Origin of the sequence: Streptococcus oralis (assembly GCF_026782285.1) — a bacterium.
Classification (GTDB): domain Bacteria; phylum Bacillota; class Bacilli; order Lactobacillales; family Streptococcaceae; genus Streptococcus; species Streptococcus oralis_CG.
In genome coordinates, this window is the sequence record NZ_JAKUWG010000007.1 from 384,272 (window position 1) to 401,958 (window position 17,687).

Sequence of the window (17,687 nt, forward strand, 5' to 3'; positions counted from 1 at the left end):
ATGAAGAATAAAAATGGTGTCTCTTTCGGTCTGCTCTCGGGTATCTTCTGGGGACTAGGTCTGACAATTAGTTCTTATATCTTTTCGATTTTTACAAATCTTTCACCTTTTGTAGTGGCAGCGGCACATGACTTCTTGAGTATCTTTATTCTATTAGCTTTTCTTTTGGTAAAAGAAGGAAAAGTTCGACTCTCGATTTTCTTAAATATTCGAAATGTCAGTGTTATTATCGGAGCCTTGCTAGCTGGGCCTATTGGCATGCAAGCCAATCTTTATGCGGTTAAGTATATCGGAAGTTCCCTGGCCTCTTCAGTATCAGCTATCTACCCAGCAGTTTCTGTTTTACTAGCATTTTTCATTTTGAAACACAAGGTATCTAAGAATACTGTGTTTGGTATTTTGTTGATTATCGCTGGTATTATTGCCCAGACTTACAAAGTTGAGCAGGTTAATTCTTTTTATATCGGAATTCTTTGTGCATTAGTTTGTGCCATTGCTTGGGGAAGTGAGAGTGTTCTTAGTTCCTACGCCATGGAAAGTGACTTAAGTGAAATTGAAGCACTATTAATCCGCCAAGTAACCTCATTCTTGTCATATCTTGTCATTGTCCTCTTTTCTCATCATTCATTTGCAGAAGTAGCAGATGGACAATTGCTGGGTTTGATGTTAGTCTTTGCAGCATGTAATATGATTTCTTACTTAGCTTACTATATTGCTATCAATCGTCTGCAACCAGCAAAAGCAACTGGTTTGAACGTAAGCTATGTCGTTTGGACAGTATTGTTCTCAGCAATGCTTTTAGGAACACCACTCGATATGGTGACCATTATTACATCGCTTGTTGTCATGGCTGGTGTTTATATTATTATTAAAGAATAAAGGAGAATAGCGTGAAAGCAATTATCTTGGCAGCGGGGTTGGGAACTCGTCTGCGTCCTATGACTGAAAATACCCCCAAAGCCTTGGTTAAGGTCAACCAAAAACCCTTGGTAGAATACCAAATCGAGTTTTTGAAAGAGAGAGGAATTGATGAGATTATTATCGTTGTTGGCTACCTCAAAGAACAATTTGACTACCTAAAAGAAAAATATGGTGTTCGTTTAGTCTTCAACGACAAGTATGCTGATTACAACAACTTTTACTCACTTTACCTTGTAAAAGAAGATTTAGCTAACAGCTATGTTATTGATGCGGATAATTATCTTTTCAAAAATATGTTTAGAAATAATCTTGAACGTTCTACCTATTTCAGTGTTTATCGTGAAGACTGTGAGAATGAATGGTTCTTGGTTTATGGTGATGACTATAAAGTTCAAGATATCATCGTTGATAGCAAGGCTGGTCGTATTCTGAGTGGCGTATCATTCTGGGATGCTCCAACTGCAGAAAAGATTGTTGGTTTTATTGACAAAGCCTATGCAAGTGGTGAGTTTGTTGATCTCTATTGGGACAACATGGTTAAAGATAATATCAAAGAATTAGATGTGTATGTCGAAGAATTAGAAGGCAACAGCATCTATGAAATCGATAGTGTCAAGGACTATCAAAAGCTAGAAGAAATTTTATCTTCCATTAACTAAATAACATTAGAAATTAGTAACATAAAGACCCATTTTGGTCTTTTTTTGTTTGAAATGCACGAAAATAGAATTTAAAAAGATTGTTTGATAATGATTATAATTAATTAACAAAACACAATCAACAAAAAAGAAACAAAATAAAACAAAAAGTATTGACAACGATTTCATATAGTGTTATACTTATAACGTAAAAGTTAATTGAAAGAAGGGAAACTGTTATGGGATTAGATCATTTCTTTGACAAAGACCTCGTGTTTTGCTTAGAAGCGGATAATCAAGAACAACTCTTTGATCAGGTAGCAACCTTATTGGAAGAACGAAAAATCGTGACTCCAACTTATCGTGAAGCCTTGATCACGCGTGAAAAGTCATTTCCAACTGGCTTAGACATGGAATTTCTGGGAAAGGACTTGCCAAATGTAGCGATTCCTCATACAGATATTGTTCATAATCTGGCTGAGAAAGTGGTGGTTGTTCGATCAGAAAAACCAGTAACTTTTCACAATATGATTGCTCCTGATAAGGAAGTGGAAGTATCTTTACTCTTCTTTATCATTAACAATTCAAGTTCGAGTCAAACCAACATTCTTGCTCAGTTAATGGACTTCTTTACAGGGAATGGTCATCTAGAAGATTTATCAAATATTTCTGAACCAGAAGCCTTGTATGCCTATATCGCTGAAGCAACAGCTTAAATCGTACATTATAAAAAATAAATCGGAGGAAATCCAAATGATTAAAATTCTCGCTGCCTGCGGTGCAGGTGTTAACTCAAGTCACCAAATTAAAAGTGCTCTAGAAGAAGAGCTTTCAAATCGTGGTTACGATGTTCACTGTGATGCAGTTATGGTAAAAGATGTGAATGAAGACCTTATGAAAGGCTACGATATCTTTACACCAATCGCTGCAACAGATCTTGGCTTTGAACCAGGTATTCCAGTTATCGAAGCTGGACCAATCTTGTTCCGTATTCCAGCAATGAGCGCTCCTGTATTTGACAATATTGAGGCAGCTATCAAAGAACACGGACTAAGCTAATTATTATTTTGTAAGATTCCATAAAAATAAAGGGAGGAACTATTATGGATGTCATTATCGAACTAGCCAATAAGATTTTCAAGCCAGTCTTGGAAATGGGTGGTCCTATCATCATGCTGATCATCTTGACAGTATTGGCTCTACTTTTTGGAGTGAAATTCTCCAAAGCGCTTGAAGGTGGTATCAAACTTGCCATCGCTCTTACTGGTATCGGTGCTATCATTGGTATGCTCAACGGAGCTTTCTCAGCATCTCTTGCGAAATTCGTTGAAAATACTGGTATTCAATTGAACATCACTGACGTTGGTTGGGCACCACTTGCAACCATCACTTGGGGATCTGCTTGGACACTTTACTTCTTGCTTGTGATGCTGATTGTCAACGTTGTGATGCTTGCAATGAAGAAAACGGACACACTTGACGTCGATATCTTCGATATCTGGCACTTGTCAATCACTGGTCTTTTGATTAAATGGTATGCAGACAACAATGGTGTTAGCCAAGGAGTTTCACTTTTCATCGCAACTGCAGCAGTTGTGCTTGTAGGTGTTTTGAAAATCATCAACTCTGACTTGATGAAACCAACATTCGACGACCTTCTTAATGCACCAAGTTCATCACCAATGACTTCAACTCACATGAACTACATGATGAACCCAGTTATCATGGTCTTGGATAAGATCTTTGATAAAGTATTGCCAGGTCTTGATAAATACGACTTTGACGCTGCAAAATTGAACAAGAAAATCGGTTTCTGGGGATCTAAATTCTTCATCGGTTTTATCCTTGGTATCGTTATTGGTTTGATGGGAACTCCACACCCAGTTGCTGGTGTAGAAGGAGCCGATAAATGGGAACTTGTTATTAAAGGTTGGTTGAGCCTTGGTTTGACTGCAGGTGTCTGCTTGGAGCTCTTCTCACTTATCGGATCTTGGTTCATCGCAGCCGTAGAACCACTTTCACAAGGTATTACAAACGTTGCTACTAAACGTCTTCAAGGACGTAAATTCAACATCGGTCTTGACTGGCCTTTCATCGCTGGTCGTGCTGAAATCTGGGCTTGTGCCAACGTACTTGCTCCAATCATGCTAGTAGAAGCAGTGCTTCTTTCAAACGTCGGAAATGGTATCTTGCCACTTGCAGGTATCATCGCTATGGGTGTGACTCCAGCTCTCTTGGTTGTTACTCGTGGTAAATTGCTCCGTATGATTATCTTCGGAACACTCTTGTTGCCACTCTTCCTTCTTTCAGGTACTCTTATCGCTCCATTTGCAACTGAACTTGCTAAAGGTGTAGGTGCCTTCCCAGAAGGTGTGAGCCAAACTCAATTGATCACTCACTCAACTCTTGAAGGACCAATCGAAAAACTATTTGGTTGGGCAATCGGTAATGCTACAACAGGTGATATCAAAGCAATCCTTGGTGCAGCAGCCTTCCTTGTATTCTATGTAGGTATCTTTGCTTGGTATAGAAAACAAATGATCAAACGTAACGAAGAATACGCAGCAAATGCTAAATAATTCGCTCCTATAAAATGTAAATTGTGAAAACTAGGTTGTTAATTTCCTACATTGGGAGTGACAACCTAGTTTTTTATATAAAAATCTAAAAAATAGTTGGAGAATATTATGGTAATTGAAATCAAATCAGATCAGTTAACAGTCCAGTTTAAAACCTTAGGTGGCGCCTTGTCGTCAATTAAGGACCGAGATGGCATTGAGTATCTGTGGCAAGGAGATGCCACCTATTGGAGTGGACAAGCGCCAGTACTTTTTCCAATCTGTGGCTCTTTAAGAGAAGATACAGCCTTCTATAGCCACGAAGATGGAACGGAGACGAAAGGAACCATTCCTCGTCATGGTTTGGTCCGTAAAAAAGAATTTGAATTAGTTGATCAAACAGAAAACAGTGTGACCTTTGCTATCGAAGATGATGAGAATATTTATCAGAACTATCCTTATCATTTTCGCCTTGAAATCACTTATCTAGTGACTGGCAAGACTGTTCGTACTCAATACAAAGTCTTCAATAAAGAAACTAGCAAGGTCATGCCTTACTTTATTGGTGGTCATCCAGGATTTAATTGCCCTTTGCTAGATGGCGAAACTTATGAAGATTACTATTTAGAGTTTGAAAAAGAAGAGACTTGCTCTGTTCCACGTCCTTTCCCAGAAACAGGAATGTTAGACTTCCAAGATAGAAGTCCATGGTTGGATTCCCAAAAGGAAGTGGAGCTCAGTTACGATCTGTTTAGTGTTGATGCAGTGACTTTGGATGAGTTGCAATCCAGAACAATTGCCCTTCGTTCTCGTAAGCATGAGAAGGGATTAAAAGTACACTTCCAAGAGTTCTCAAATCTCATCATTTGGTCAACTTTGAATAAGGGACCTTTCATTGCCTTTGAACCATGGTCTGGCTTGTCAACATCTCTTGAGGAAGGAGATCATTTAGAAGATAAGAAAAACGTTCGTCTCTTGGAACCTGGTCAAGTAGAACAGATTGGTTTTGATATCGAAATCTTTTAGATTAAAAAATAAAACACAAAAACAAACATTTACTGTTGACTTTTTATGAAAATAGGAGTATATTATGTTTGTAAACAACAAATGGTGTTTGCAACAAACAAACAATCACTTGTTATATTCTCTTTCGTAGAGAAAATTTGTTTCTAGGAACTTGATTTCCTGGACTTGGATAAGGTGGTATTCATCTCATTCAATCAAATTTGTCAATAAACTGCTAGAAAGTCTTTTGTAGGTAAACTGCTAGTTATAAAAGTCTTTACTGGCCTAGAATAATAAAAAGGAGTAAACAATATGTCTATTGTTATCGGTGCAGATGCTGCAGGTTTGAGATTGAAAGAAGTTGTGAAAGACTTCTTGGAAAAAGAAAACTTCCACGTTGTGGATGTTACAGCTGAAGGTCAAGACTTTGTTGATGTGACTCTTGCTGTTGCTGCAGAAGTAAACAAAGAAGAACAAAATCTTGGTATCGTGATTGATGCTTATGGTGCTGGTCCATTTATGGTTGCAACTAAGATCAAAGGAATGGTTGCCGCAGAAGTATCTGACGAACGTTCAGCTTATATGACTCGTGGACACAACAACTCACGTATGATCACTATGGGTGCACAACTTGTTGGTGATGAATTGGCTAAAAACATCGCTAAAGGATTTGTTAACGGTAAGTACGACGGTGGTCGTCACCAGATTCGGGTCGATATGTTGAACAAAATGTGCTAATTAGATTACAGTAAGAAAGGTAAATTAAAAATGAGAATTGCAATTGGATGTGACCACATCGTAACAGATGAAAAAATGGCGGTTTCAGAATTTTTGAAATCAAAAGGATATGAAGTCATCGACTTTGGTACCTATGACCACACACGTACTCACTACCCAATCTTTGGTAAAAAAGTTGGTGAAGCCGTTACAAGCGGTCAAGCTGATCTTGGGGTATGTATCTGTGGTACCGGTGTTGGGATCAACAACGCTGTAAATAAAGTTCCAGGTGTACGTTCTGCCTTGGTTCGTGATATGACAACAGCTCTTTACGCTAAAGAACAGTTGAATGCCAACGTTATTGGTTTTGGTGGTAAAATCACTGGTGAATTGCTCATGTGTGATATCATCGAAGCTTTCATCAATGCCGAATATAAACCATCAGAAGAAAACAAAAAATTGATAGCTAAAATCGAGCACGTTGAAACTCACAATGCTCATCAAGCGGATGCAAACTTCTTTACAGAATTCCTTGAAAAATGGGATCGTGGTGAATACCACGACTAAGAGGTGACGCATGATTTTAACAGTCACAATGAATCCATCCATTGATATTTCCTATCCTTTGGATGAATTGAAAATTGACACTGTCAACCGTGTGGTGGACGTGACCAAGACAGCTGGTGGTAAAGGTCTCAATGTTACGCGAGTTCTTTCAGAATTTGGTGATTCTGTTGTAGCTACTGGTTTAGTCGGTGGTAAACTTGGTGAGTTTTTAGTAGAACATATCGATGATAAAGTAACGAAACGTTTCTTCTCCATTCAAGGAGAGACTCGTAACTGTATCGCAATTCTGCACGGAGATAACCAAACAGAAATCCTTGAAAAAGGACCCGAAGTTCTGGAACAAGAAGGGCAAAATTTCTTGGCTCATTTCGAGAATCTCCTTGACACTGTGGAAGTAGTCGCTATTTCAGGCAGTCTGCCAGCAGGCCTTCCAGTTGATTACTATGCGAGCTTGGTAGAGCTTGCTAATCAAGCAGGGAAACCAGTTGTTCTGGATTGCTCAGGTGCAGCTCTTCAGGCGGTTCTTGAATCACCACATAAACCAACAGTAATTAAACCAAATAACGAAGAATTGTCTCAGCTTCTTGGGAAAGAAGTTTCTGAGGATGTGGATGAATTAAAAGAAGTTCTCCAAGAGCCTTTGTTTGCAGGGATTGAGTGGATTATCGTTTCACTTGGTGCAAATGGTGCTTTTGCAAAACATGGGGATACTTTCTACAAGGTAGATATTCCAAGAATTCAGGTAGTTAATCCTGTCGGATCTGGAGATTCTACTGTTGCAGGTATTTCATCAGGACTTCTTCATAAGGAATCGGATGCAGAACTCCTCATCAAGGCAAATGTCCTTGGTATGCTCAACGCTCAAGAAAAGATGACAGGTCATATCAATATGGCTAACTATCAAGCTCTATATGATCAATTAATAGTAAAAGAGGTATAAAATGGCTTTAACAGAACAAAAACGTGCATGCTTAGAAAAACTTTCAGATGAAAATGGAATCATCTCAGCTCTCGCCTTTGACCAACGTGGTGCTTTGAAACGCCTCATGGCTCAATACCAAACAGAAGAGCCAACAGTAGCTCAAATGGAAGAACTCAAAGTCTTGGTAGCAGATGAATTGACAAAATACGCTTCATCTATGCTTCTAGACCCAGAGTATGGACTTCCAGCTACAAAAGCACTTGATGCAAATGCTGGTCTTCTCCTTGCTTATGAGAAAACTGGCTACGACACAACAAGCACTAAACGCTTACCAGACTGCTTGGATGTTTGGTCTGCAAAACGTATTAAGGAACAAGGTGCGGATGCAGTCAAATTCTTGCTTTACTACGATGTAGACAGTTCTGACGAACTCAACCAACAAAAACAAGCCTACATCGAACGCATTGGCTCTGAGTGTGTGGCGGAAGATATTCCATTCTTCCTTGAAATCCTCGCTTACGATGAAAAAATCGCTGACGCTGGCTCTGCAGAATACGCCAAAGTAAAACCACATAAAGTTATCGGTGCTATGAAAGTCTTCTCAGACCCACGCTTCAACATTGATGTTTTGAAAGTGGAAGTTCCAGTCAACGTCAAATACGTTGAAGGTTTTGGCGATGGTGAAATCGTCCATACTCGCGAAGAAGCAGCAGCCTTCTTCAAAGCTCAAGATGAAGCAACGAACTTGCCATACATCTACTTGAGTGCGGGTGTGTCAGCTAAACTCTTCCAAGAAACACTTGTCTTTGCCCACGAATCAGGCGCAAACTTCAACGGAGTTCTTTGCGGCCGTGCAACATGGGCTGGATCAGTTGAAGCCTACATCAAAGATGGTGAGGCAGCAGCTCGCGACTGGCTTCGCACAACTGGATTTGAAAACATTGACGAACTCAACAAAGTTCTTCAAACAACAGCGACTTCATGGACTGAACGCGTGTAAAATCTTCCTCCTAGTTTAGGAACATGAATCTAAAAAAAATTTTAAAAAAAGTTGAATGTAAAGGTTTACAAAAAAACTTACTTGTGCTATACTTAAATCACAAGTTAATACAAGGTGAGTGTTACTAAGTAATATTAGGCATGATCACAGGTGAATTAGAAATCAATAGATTTTCTAGTTCATTTGTGGTCATTTTTTATACTCATATACCTTTAGGATATAAAAGGAGGTTGCCATGTATCGAATTCTAAATCCAATGAATCACAACGTCTCGCTTGTCAGAAATGACAAAGGAGAAGAAGTGATTGTGATTGGTAAGGGGATTGCATTTGGGAAAAAGAAAGGGGATTTGATTGCTGAAGAACAAGTTGAGAAAATCTTTCGGATGAAGACAGAAGAGTCTAGGGAAAACTTTATGGCTCTGCTCAAAGATGTCCCGCTTGATTTTATCACAGTAACCTACGAGATCATTGATAATCTTTCTAAGAAATATCACTATCCGATTCAAGAGTATCTCTACGTAACCTTGACAGATCATATTTACTGTTCTTACCAAGCTCTAACACAAGGAAGGTACAAGGATAGCAATCTACCAGATATTTCTACTAAGTATCCTATCGCTTTTCAAATTGCTAATGAAGCTTTTGAAATTTATCGTCAGAAGTTGACAGATAATTTCCCCGAGGATGAAATTATTCGGATCGCTTATCATTTCATCAATGCCGAAGGGGAGAATGAAGTTCAAGTGGTTGAGTCGATTGATAAGAGGAAAGAAATTCTCAGGAATGTTGAAGAAGTGCTGAAGAGTTACGCTATTCAACGAACCGAAGAGAATAACCATTTCTATGATCGCTTTATGATTCATCTCAACTATTTTTTGGATTATTTAGACCGTTCCAGAGATGATAATCAATCGCTTCTAGATATGGAAGACCATATTAAACAATCCTATCCAAAAGCGTTCGAGATTGGCTCCAAGATCTATGATGTGATTACGCAACATACTGGTCTTGATTTGTATAAGAGTGAGCGAGTTTATCTAGTTCTACATATCCAACGTTTATTGTCATAAAAATTTAATTAAAAATACATAAGGAGAATTCTATCATGAATAGAGAAGAAGTAACATTGTTAGGTTTTGAAATCGTAGCCTATGCTGGCGATGCTCGTTCAAAGCTATTGGAAGCCTTGAAGGCTGCTGAAGCTGGCGATTTTGCGAAAGCAGATAGCTTAGTCGAGGAAGCTGGTTCTTGCATTGCAGAGGCTCACCACGCGCAAACAAGTCTATTGACCAAGGAGGCAGCTGGTGAGGACTTAGCTTATAGTGTAACCATGATGCACGGTCAAGACCACTTGATGACTACCATTTTGTTAAAAGATTTGATGCACCATTTAATCGAACTCTACAAGAGAGGAGTTAAGTAATGAACAAACTAATTGCATTTATTGAGAAAGGAAAACCTTTCTTTGAGAAATTATCTCGTAATATCTACCTTCGTGCTATTCGTGATGGTTTCATTGCAGGGATGCCTGTTATTCTCTTCTCAAGTATCTTTATCTTGATTGCTTTTGTACCAAACTCATGGGGCTTTAAATGGTCTGATGATGTTGTTAATCTCCTCATGAAACCTTATAGCTATTCAATGGGGATTCTAGCTCTCTTGGTAGCTGGTACAACAGCTAAGTCATTGACCGACTCAGTAAACCGTAGCATGGAGAAAACCAACCAAATCAACTATATGTCAACACTTTTGGCTGCGATTGTTGGTTTGTTGATGTTGGCAGCTGATCCGATTGAAGGTGGCTTTGCAACAGGTTTCCTTGGAACAAAAGGGTTGCTTTCAGCCTTCCTTGCTGCCTTTGTTACTGTAGCCATCTATAAGGTTTGTGTTAAGAACAACGTCACTATTCGTATGCCTGACGAAGTTCCACCAAATATCTCACAAGTCTTTAAAGATGTGATTCCATTCACTCTATCAGTGGTTTCTCTTTATGCTCTTGATTTACTAGCTCGTCATTTTGTTGGTGCAAGCGTAGCTGAATCAATCGGTAAATTCTTTGCACCATTATTCTCTGCTGCTGATGGTTATCTAGGTATTACCATTATCTTTGGTGCCTTTGCCTTCTTCTGGTTTGTTGGTATCCACGGTCCTTCAATCGTCGAGCCAGCAATCGCAGCTATTACCTATGCAAATGCTGAAGTCAACTTAAACCTTCTTCAACAAGGGATGCATGCAGACAAGATCCTTACTTCAGGTACACAAATGTTTATCGTTACCATGGGTGGTACGGGTGCGACACTGGTTGTTCCATTCATGTTCATGTGGTTAACAAAATCAAAACGTAACCGTGCAATCGGACGTGCTTCAGTAGTTCCAACTTTCTTTGGTGTAAATGAACCAATTCTGTTTGGTGCACCGCTTGTATTGAACCCGATTTTCTTTATTCCATTTATCTTTGCGCCAATTGCCAACGTATGGATCTTTAAATTCTTCATTGAGACGCTTGGCATGAACTCATTTACAGCCAACCTTCCTTGGACAACACCAGGTCCGCTCGGTATTGTTCTCGGTACAAACTTCCAAGTTCTATCGTTCATTCTTGCTGCCCTTCTAATCGTTGTTGACATTGTCATTTACTATCCATTCCTTAAAGTCTATGATGAACAAATCCTTGAAGAAGAGCGTTCTGGTAAAGTCAATGATGAATTGAAAGAAAAAGTAGCAGCAAACTTCAATACTGCCAAAGCAGATGCTATTCTTGAAAAAGCAGGTGTAGAAGCAGCGCAAAACACAATCACTGAAGAAACAAATGTCCTCGTTCTCTGTGCTGGTGGAGGTACAAGTGGTCTCCTTGCAAATGCTCTAAACAAAGCAGCTGCAGAGTACAATGTCCCTGTCAAGGCAGCAGCTGGTGGCTATGGAGCTCACCGTGAAATGTTGCCTGAGTTTGATCTGGTTATCCTTGCTCCTCAAGTTGCTTCAAACTTTGAAGACATGAAGGCCGAAACCGACAAACTTGGTATCAAACTTGCTAAGACAGAAGGTGGCCAATACATTAAACTGACTCGTGATGGAAAAGGCGCTCTTGCCTTCGTTCAAGCGCAGTTTGAAGAATAAAATGTAAATACCAAAGAAGTGAGATGGAGGAACTCCTCCCAACTATATCCCCATCTCAGTTCTATTTCTTGAAAGGTGAATCAAATGACAAAAACACTTCCAAAAGACTTTATTTTTGGCGGAGCAACAGCAGCCTACCAAGCAGAAGGTGCTACACATACTGATGGTAAAGGGCCAGTCGCCTGGGACAAATACCTCAAAGATAACTACTGGTACACTGCTGAACCAGCCAGTGATTTCTATCACAAATACCCAGTTGACCTCAAACTTGCAGAAGAGTATGGTGTCAATGGTATCCGTATTTCAATCGCTTGGTCACGTATCTTTCCAACTGGTTATGGGAAGGTTAATGACAAGGGGGTTGAGTTCTATCATAAATTATTTGCAGAGTGCCACAAACGGCATGTTGAGCCATTCGTGACTCTTCATCACTTTGACACGCCAGAGGCGCTTCATTCAAACGGAGATTTCCTAAACAGAGAAAACATTGATCACTTTGTGGATTATGCAGCTTTCTGTTTTGAAGAATTTCCTGAAGTTAACTTTTGGACAACCTTTAATGAAATTGGGCCGATAGGGGATGGCCAGTATTTGGTTGGGAAATTCCCTCCAGGTATTCAGTACGACCTTGCCAAAGTCTTCCAATCTCATCACAATATGATGGTGTCGCATGCGCGTGCAGTAAAACTTTTCAAGGATAAGGGATATAAGGGTGAAATTGGTGTGGTTCATGCACTGCCTACTAAGTATCCTCTGGATCCTGAAAATCCTGCAGATATTCGTGCAGCTGAGTTAGAAGATATTATCCATAACAAGTTTATCCTAGATGCGACTTATCTAGGACGCTATTCCGACGAAACCATGGAAGGTGTCAACCATATCTTAGCAGTCAATGGTGGAAGTTTAGATCTGCGTGAAGAAGACTTCGCTGTGCTAGAAGCTGCAAAAGACCTGAATGACTTCCTTGGAATTAACTACTACATGAGTGATTGGATGCAAGCCTTTGATGGCGAAACAGAAATCATTCATAACGGTAAGGGTGAAAAAGGAAGCTCTAAGTATCAGATTAAGGGAGTTGGACGTCGAGTAGCTCCAGATTATGTGCCACGTACGGACTGGGATTGGATTATCTATCCTCAAGGTTTGTATGATCAAATCATGCGCGTGAAGAAAGATTACCCAAATTACAAGAAAATCTACATCACAGAGAATGGTCTCGGATACAAAGATGAGTTTGTGGATGGAACAGTCTACGATGATGGACGGATTGATTATGTTAAGAAACATATGGAAGTGATTGCAGATGCAATCTCCGATGGAGCCAATGTAAAAGGCTACTTTATCTGGTCGCTGATGGATGTCTTTTCTTGGTCAAATGGCTATGAAAAGCGTTATGGCCTCTTCTATGTTGATTTTGAAACCCAGGAGCGTTATCCAAAGAAATCGGCTCATTGGTACAAGAAACTAGCTGAGACGCAGATTATCGACTAAAACTAACAAAAAAATTCCCCACCAAGTGGCAGGGGAATTTTTTATGGTTTTGATAAAAGAATGGTTGTTTGTTTCGATAGATTTTCAAATGTCTCCTGACTCAGTTTGGAATCTGAAACGATTGTATCAATCTCTGAGATATTGTAGAAAGTGTAAAAATCAAACTTATTAAACTTACTGTGATCTGCCAGTAAGTATTTTTTATTGGCATTATTCAAGGCAATTCGTTGGGCTTCGCCCTCTTCCTCACTGAAAGTGGCAATAGCCTTATCCTTAATGCCATTACAGCTAACAAAAGCCTTAGAAAACTGAAGGTTGGTCAAATCCTGCAAGGTGAGTGTCCCCACAAAAGCACCAGTGATAGAGCGATAATTTCCACCAATCAAAATCAAATCTGTTAGTTTTCGTTCGTTTAGGATGAGAAAAACAGGAAGACTGTTTGTTACAACACGAATATTATCAATTGGGAGTTCACGAGCAAAACATTCTAAGGTTGTTCCTGGCCCGATAAAAATGGTTTCACCTTCGTCAATCAAATGACCTGCAAAACGGCTAATTTCTTGTTTTTCAGCAATCTGCAAGCCTTGTTTTTCAACATTTGAGCGTTCGTTGTTTAAGAGAGAACCTGTACGAAGTTTTTCAGCGCCACCGTGCACACGAACAAGCAAATCCTTATCTGCCAATTCTTGTAAGTAGCGGCGAGCTGTCATATCTGACACATCAAGACTCTCCATAATCTCTTTTACAGTAATAGTGCCTTTTGTGTTTACTGCTTCTAGAATACTATCTAGTTTTTCTTGCTTTAGCATCCTTATCACCTCGATTTCTACTATTATTATCTTACCATAAAACGCTCAATCAATCAAATAGAAAAAAACAAAATAAAACAAAAACAAAAATACCATGGTTGTTTTAAACAAACCATGATATTTTGAATGATTGGTCAAATTAAGTCCAAACCGTAGTTGTAATCCTCATCTTGCATAGCTTCAACTTCACCAAGGAGGTAACCATTTCCGACTTGAGAGAAGAAGTCGTGGTTAGAAGTCCCTGTTGAAATACCGTTCATAACGATTGGGTTGACATCATCAGCTGAATCTGGGAAGAGTGGATCTTGTCCTAGGTTCATAAGAGCCTTATTGGCATTGTAACGAAGGAAGGTTTTAACTTCTTCAGTCCAGCCAACACCGTCATAGAGGCTTTCTGTATAGCCCTCTTCATTCTCGTAGAGAGTGTAGAGCAGGTCGTACATCCATTCTTTGAGCTTTTCTTGCTCTTCTTCAGGCAATTCATTGAAACCAAGTTGGAATTTGTAACCAATGTAGGTTCCGTGAACAGACTCATCACGAATTATCAGTTTGATGATTTCCGCAACGTTGGCCAGTTTGTTGTTACCGAGATAGTAGAGCGGTGTAAAGAAACCAGAGTAGAAGAGGAAGGTTTCAAGGAAAACGCTAGCAACTTTCTTTTCTAGTGGGCTACCATTGAGATAGATTTCATTGATAATCTCCGCTTTTCTTTGTAGGTAGGGGTTAGTGTTGGTCCATTCAAAGATTTCTTCAATCTCAGCCTTGGTGTTTAAGGTAGAGAAGATAGAAGAATAGGATTTTGCGTGGACAGATTCCATAAACTGGATGTTGTTGAAAACAGCTTCCTCATGCGGTGTACGGATGTCTGAGCGAAGCGCTTGAACCCCTGTTTCAGATTGCATGGTGTCTAAAAGGGTCAAACCACCAAAGACTTTTCCAACCAAGTCTTTTTCTTTGTTTGATAGTTTTCTCCAGTCGTCTAGGTCATTTGACAAGGGGATACGCGTATCAAGCCAAAATTGCTCCGTTAGCTTTTCCCAAGTTGATTTGTCGATGACATCTTCGATGGCATTCCAGTTAATGGCTTTGTAGTAAGTTTCCATTTGAAATCTCTTTCTGTGTGTAATAATGCGATTGTCGAATCATCTCAATTTTATCATAGTCTGAGAAGAGTATCGCACAAAAAGTCGGAAGCCCGACTTTTTAGTTTTTCATAGTATTTTAGATGCTTGTCCAAGTTTAGTCTAGTGTAGTCATTTAATTAGTAATCTGAGGAAATTTAGTTAGCTCAGAATAAAATTAAATTACACAGCTTTCACATTGGTTAGCACCGACTTCTCCACCGTCGTCTGTAAAGGTACGAACGTAGTAAATAGACTTGATACCCTTGTTAAAGGCATAGTTACGAAGGATTGACAAGTCACGTGTCGTTTGTTTGTTTTCTTTCTTCCATTCGTAAAGACCTTTTGGAATGTCGCTACGCATGAAGAGAGTGAGTGAAAGCCCTTGGTCCACGTGCTCTGTTGCAGCAGCGTAAACATCAATCACCTTGCGCATATCCATGTCGTAGGCAGAAGTGTAGTAAGGGATAGTATCTGTTGACAAACCTGCAGCAGGATAGTAGATTTTACCGATTTTCTTCTCTTGGCGTTCTTCGATACGTTGCGTAATCGGGTGGATAGAAGCAGAAACATCGTTGATGTAACTGATAGAACCATTTGGAGCAACAGCTAGACGGTTTTGGTGATAAAGACCATCTGCTTGAACCTTTTCGCGAAGTTCCGCCCAATCAGCAGCACTTGGGATAAAGACATCTTTAAAGAGTTCTTTAACACGGTCTGATTTTGGAATAAACTCGCCTGTCACATACTTGTCGAAGTAGCTTCCGTTAGCATAGTCTGATTTTTCAAACTTGTGGAAGGTGATACCACGTTCACGGGCTATATTGTTTGATTCCACCAAGGTCCAGTAGTTCATAAGCATAAAGTAGATGCTTGTAAATTCAATTGACTCAGGTGATCCGTACTCGATGAGTTGTTGCGCAAGGTAGCTATGAAGTCCCATAGCACCAAGACCAAAGGTGTGGGCCAAGCTATTTCCGTGGTCGATAGTAGGAACAGCTACGATGTGTGAACTATCTGTAACGAAAGTCAAAGCACGAACCATCGCACGGATAGAACGACCAAAGTCAGGTGAAGTCATCATGTTGACCACGTTGGTTGATCCAAGGTTACATGAAACGTCTGTTCCCATTTGAAGGAATTCTTGAGCATCGTTGATTAAGCTTGGTTCTTGAACTTGAAGAATCTCAGAACACAAGTTACTCATGATAATCTTACCATCAACGGGATTAGCACGGTTAGCTGTATCAATATTGACTACATAAGGGTAACCAGATTCTTGTTGTAATTTAGAGATTTCAGTTTCCAAATCACGCGCTTTGATTTTTGTCTTGCGGATATTTGGATTTGCGACTAATTCATCGTATTTTTCAGTGATGTCGATGTAGTTGAACGGTACACCATATTCAAGCTCTACAGAATATGGGCTAAAGAGATACATTTCTTCATTTTTACGAGCCAATTCGTAGAATTTATCAGGCACCACAACACCAAGTGAGAGAGTTTTAACACGAACTTTTTCATCAGCATTTTCTTTCTTAGTGGAAAGGAAAGCGATGATATCTGGGTGAAAGACGTTGAGGTAGACAACCCCAGCACCTTGACGTTGCCCGAGTTGGTTTGAGTAGGAGAAACTGTCTTCGAAGAGTTTCATAACTGGAACGACACCAGAAGCAGCACCTTCATAGCCTTTGATAGGAGCTCCAGCTTCACGAAGGTTGCTGAGGGAAATTCCCACACCACCACCGATACGTGAAAGTTGAAGGGCTGAGTTGATGGAACGTCCGATAGAGTTCATATCATCAGTTACTTGAATCAAGAAGCACGATACCAATTCCCCACGACGAGCACGGCCTGCGTTCAAAAAGGAAGGAGTAGCTGGTTGGTAGCGTTGGTGGATGATTTCATTGGCAATATCAGTCGCAATTGTTTCATCACCGTCAGCAAAATAAAGCGCATTAAAGAAGACACGGTCTTCCATATTTTCAAGGTAGTATTCACCGTCGTTAGTCTTCAAGGCGTACTGATTGTAAAACTTATAGGCAGCCATGAATGATTTGAATTGGAAGTTTTGGTTCTTGATAAATTGATGCAATTCTTCCAAAAACTCTGGACGGTACTTCTTGAGAAATGCAGTTTCAATATAGTTATGTTCAATAAGGTAGTTGATTTTATCAGTGATTGAATCAAAAACCATAGTGTTTGGAGCCACATTTTCTTTAAAGAAAGCATCCAAGGCTTCCTTATCTTTATGAAGCATGATTTGTCCATTAACAGGACGGTTGATTTCGTTATTGAGACGGAAGTAAGTTACGTCCTCAAGATGTTTTAATCCCATAAAAATTCCCTTATCTAATTACAAAAGAAAGGCTTCTAAGTTAGCCCTAGAAGCAGTTTCTTCTGGATGATGTACTAAGATTATGCTAACTGTTTCAGTTTTCCTGGTTGGAAGCCTGAAAAGATTTCAGTTGGTGTTTGGATAACAGGAGCAGCGCTGAAACCAAGCTCTTTAACTTGATCGACGTACTCAGGTTGTTCATCGAGATTGATCTCACGATAAGCGACATTGTTGCTATCCAAGAAACGTTTGGTCATTTTACATTGTACACAATTATTTTTAGAATAAACCGTTACCATTTTCGTAACTCCTCATAAAATTTGATTACTTTCTTAGTATATCAGAAAAAAAAACTTTGTCAAACAATTTTGACTAAATATTGTGTTTTAGATAAAAATATTTAAAAATAGGACACTATATATAGTGTAATGCAATTGATGAAGATTGCGTTTTCATTGAACTATCAAAGTTTATTAAAACA

Annotated in this window: 18 protein-coding genes; 14 read left to right on the forward strand and 4 right to left on the reverse strand. The window is 39.5% G+C overall.

The genetic code is table 11. The features are described from left to right. The 14 genes from MK403_RS07020 to lacG all read left to right on the forward strand — a co-directional run bounded on the left by MK403_RS07020 (position 1) and on the right by lacG (position 12,938). A complete protein-coding gene (locus tag MK403_RS07020) occupies positions 1–879 on the forward strand; it encodes a DMT family transporter (protein WP_000791845.1) in 879 nt (292 codons plus the stop codon). An 11-nt stretch (positions 880–890) separates the two neighbouring features. Next, entirely contained in the window at positions 891–1,580 is a 690-nt protein-coding gene (locus MK403_RS07025) for a sugar phosphate nucleotidyltransferase (RefSeq protein WP_000643953.1), read from the forward strand. 218 nt (positions 1,581–1,798) lie between these two features. Further along, on the forward strand, positions 1,799–2,275 hold the full coding sequence (locus MK403_RS07030; RefSeq protein ID WP_268709389.1) for a PTS sugar transporter subunit IIA: 477 nt from the start codon (positions 1,799–1,801) through the stop codon (positions 2,273–2,275). A 37-nt stretch (positions 2,276–2,312) separates the two neighbouring features. After that, positions 2,313–2,618 carry a PTS sugar transporter subunit IIB gene (locus MK403_RS07035; RefSeq protein ID WP_000590563.1) on the forward strand — a complete coding sequence of 102 codons (306 nt, stop codon included), beginning with the start codon at positions 2,313–2,315 and terminating at the stop codon, positions 2,616–2,618. Between the two features lie 44 nt (positions 2,619–2,662). Further along, complete coding sequence (locus MK403_RS07040; RefSeq protein ID WP_000382509.1) at positions 2,663–4,138, forward strand: PTS galactitol transporter subunit IIC; 1,476 nt, start codon at positions 2,663–2,665, stop codon at positions 4,136–4,138. Between the two features lie 108 nt (positions 4,139–4,246). Continuing rightward, positions 4,247–5,143: an aldose 1-epimerase family protein gene (locus MK403_RS07045; protein ID WP_268709390.1), complete on the forward strand. Its 897-nt coding sequence runs from the start codon at positions 4,247–4,249 to the stop codon at positions 5,141–5,143. Between the two features lie 291 nt (positions 5,144–5,434). Then, positions 5,435–5,860: a galactose-6-phosphate isomerase subunit LacA gene (gene lacA / locus MK403_RS07050; protein WP_000029277.1), complete on the forward strand. Its 426-nt coding sequence runs from the start codon at positions 5,435–5,437 to the stop codon at positions 5,858–5,860. 30 nt (positions 5,861–5,890) lie between these two features. Continuing rightward, positions 5,891–6,406: a galactose-6-phosphate isomerase subunit LacB gene (gene lacB, locus MK403_RS07055; protein ID WP_001216921.1), complete on the forward strand. Its 516-nt coding sequence runs from the start codon at positions 5,891–5,893 to the stop codon at positions 6,404–6,406. 10 nt (positions 6,407–6,416) lie between these two features. Further along, positions 6,417–7,346, forward strand: coding sequence for a tagatose-6-phosphate kinase (locus MK403_RS07060; protein WP_000604302.1), 930 nt, complete (start codon positions 6,417–6,419; stop codon positions 7,344–7,346). A 1-nt stretch (position 7,347) separates the two neighbouring features. Continuing rightward, positions 7,348–8,328 carry a tagatose-bisphosphate aldolase gene (gene lacD / locus MK403_RS07065; protein ID WP_268709391.1) on the forward strand — a complete coding sequence of 327 codons (981 nt, stop codon included), beginning with the start codon at positions 7,348–7,350 and terminating at the stop codon, positions 8,326–8,328. Positions 8,329–8,563: 235 nt separating this feature from the next. Continuing rightward, entirely contained in the window at positions 8,564–9,400 is an 837-nt protein-coding gene (locus MK403_RS07070) for a PRD domain-containing protein (RefSeq protein ID WP_000285704.1), read from the forward strand. A 35-nt stretch (positions 9,401–9,435) separates the two neighbouring features. Then, complete coding sequence (locus MK403_RS07075; protein ID WP_001078323.1) at positions 9,436–9,753, forward strand: PTS lactose/cellobiose transporter subunit IIA; 318 nt, start codon at positions 9,436–9,438, stop codon at positions 9,751–9,753. Continuing rightward, positions 9,753–11,447 carry a lactose-specific PTS transporter subunit EIIC gene (locus tag MK403_RS07080; RefSeq protein WP_001037309.1) on the forward strand — a complete coding sequence of 565 codons (1,695 nt, stop codon included), beginning with the start codon at positions 9,753–9,755 and terminating at the stop codon, positions 11,445–11,447. Before MK403_RS07075 ends, MK403_RS07080 begins: the two co-directional genes overlap by 1 nt. Positions 11,448–11,531: 84 nt before the next feature. Continuing rightward, the gene (gene lacG / locus MK403_RS07085; RefSeq protein WP_000169298.1) at positions 11,532–12,938 is read left to right on the forward strand and encodes a 6-phospho-beta-galactosidase; all 1,407 of its coding nucleotides are present in this window, start codon (positions 11,532–11,534) and stop codon (positions 12,936–12,938) included. 41 nt (positions 12,939–12,979) lie between these two features. Here lacG and MK403_RS07090 read toward each other — a convergent pair whose 3' ends face one another. From MK403_RS07090 to nrdH, 4 genes are all read right to left on the reverse strand, one after another. Next, the gene (locus MK403_RS07090; RefSeq protein WP_000917582.1) at positions 12,980–13,747 is read right to left on the reverse strand and encodes a DeoR/GlpR family DNA-binding transcription regulator; all 768 of its coding nucleotides are present in this window, start codon (positions 13,745–13,747) and stop codon (positions 12,980–12,982) included. A 134-nt stretch (positions 13,748–13,881) separates the two neighbouring features. Then, positions 13,882–14,850 carry a class 1b ribonucleoside-diphosphate reductase subunit beta gene (nrdF, locus tag MK403_RS07095; protein WP_268709392.1) on the reverse strand — a complete coding sequence of 323 codons (969 nt, stop codon included), beginning with the start codon at positions 14,848–14,850 and terminating at the stop codon, positions 13,882–13,884. Positions 14,851–15,046: 196 nt separating this feature from the next. Then, positions 15,047–17,206, reverse strand: a complete 2,160-nt coding sequence (gene nrdE / locus MK403_RS07100; RefSeq protein WP_268709393.1) for a class 1b ribonucleoside-diphosphate reductase subunit alpha — start codon at positions 17,204–17,206, stop codon at positions 15,047–15,049. Positions 17,207–17,286: 80 nt separating this feature from the next. Then, positions 17,287–17,505, reverse strand: a complete 219-nt coding sequence (gene nrdH / locus MK403_RS07105; protein WP_268709394.1) for a glutaredoxin-like protein NrdH — start codon at positions 17,503–17,505, stop codon at positions 17,287–17,289. Positions 17,506–17,687: the final 182 nt, after the last annotated feature.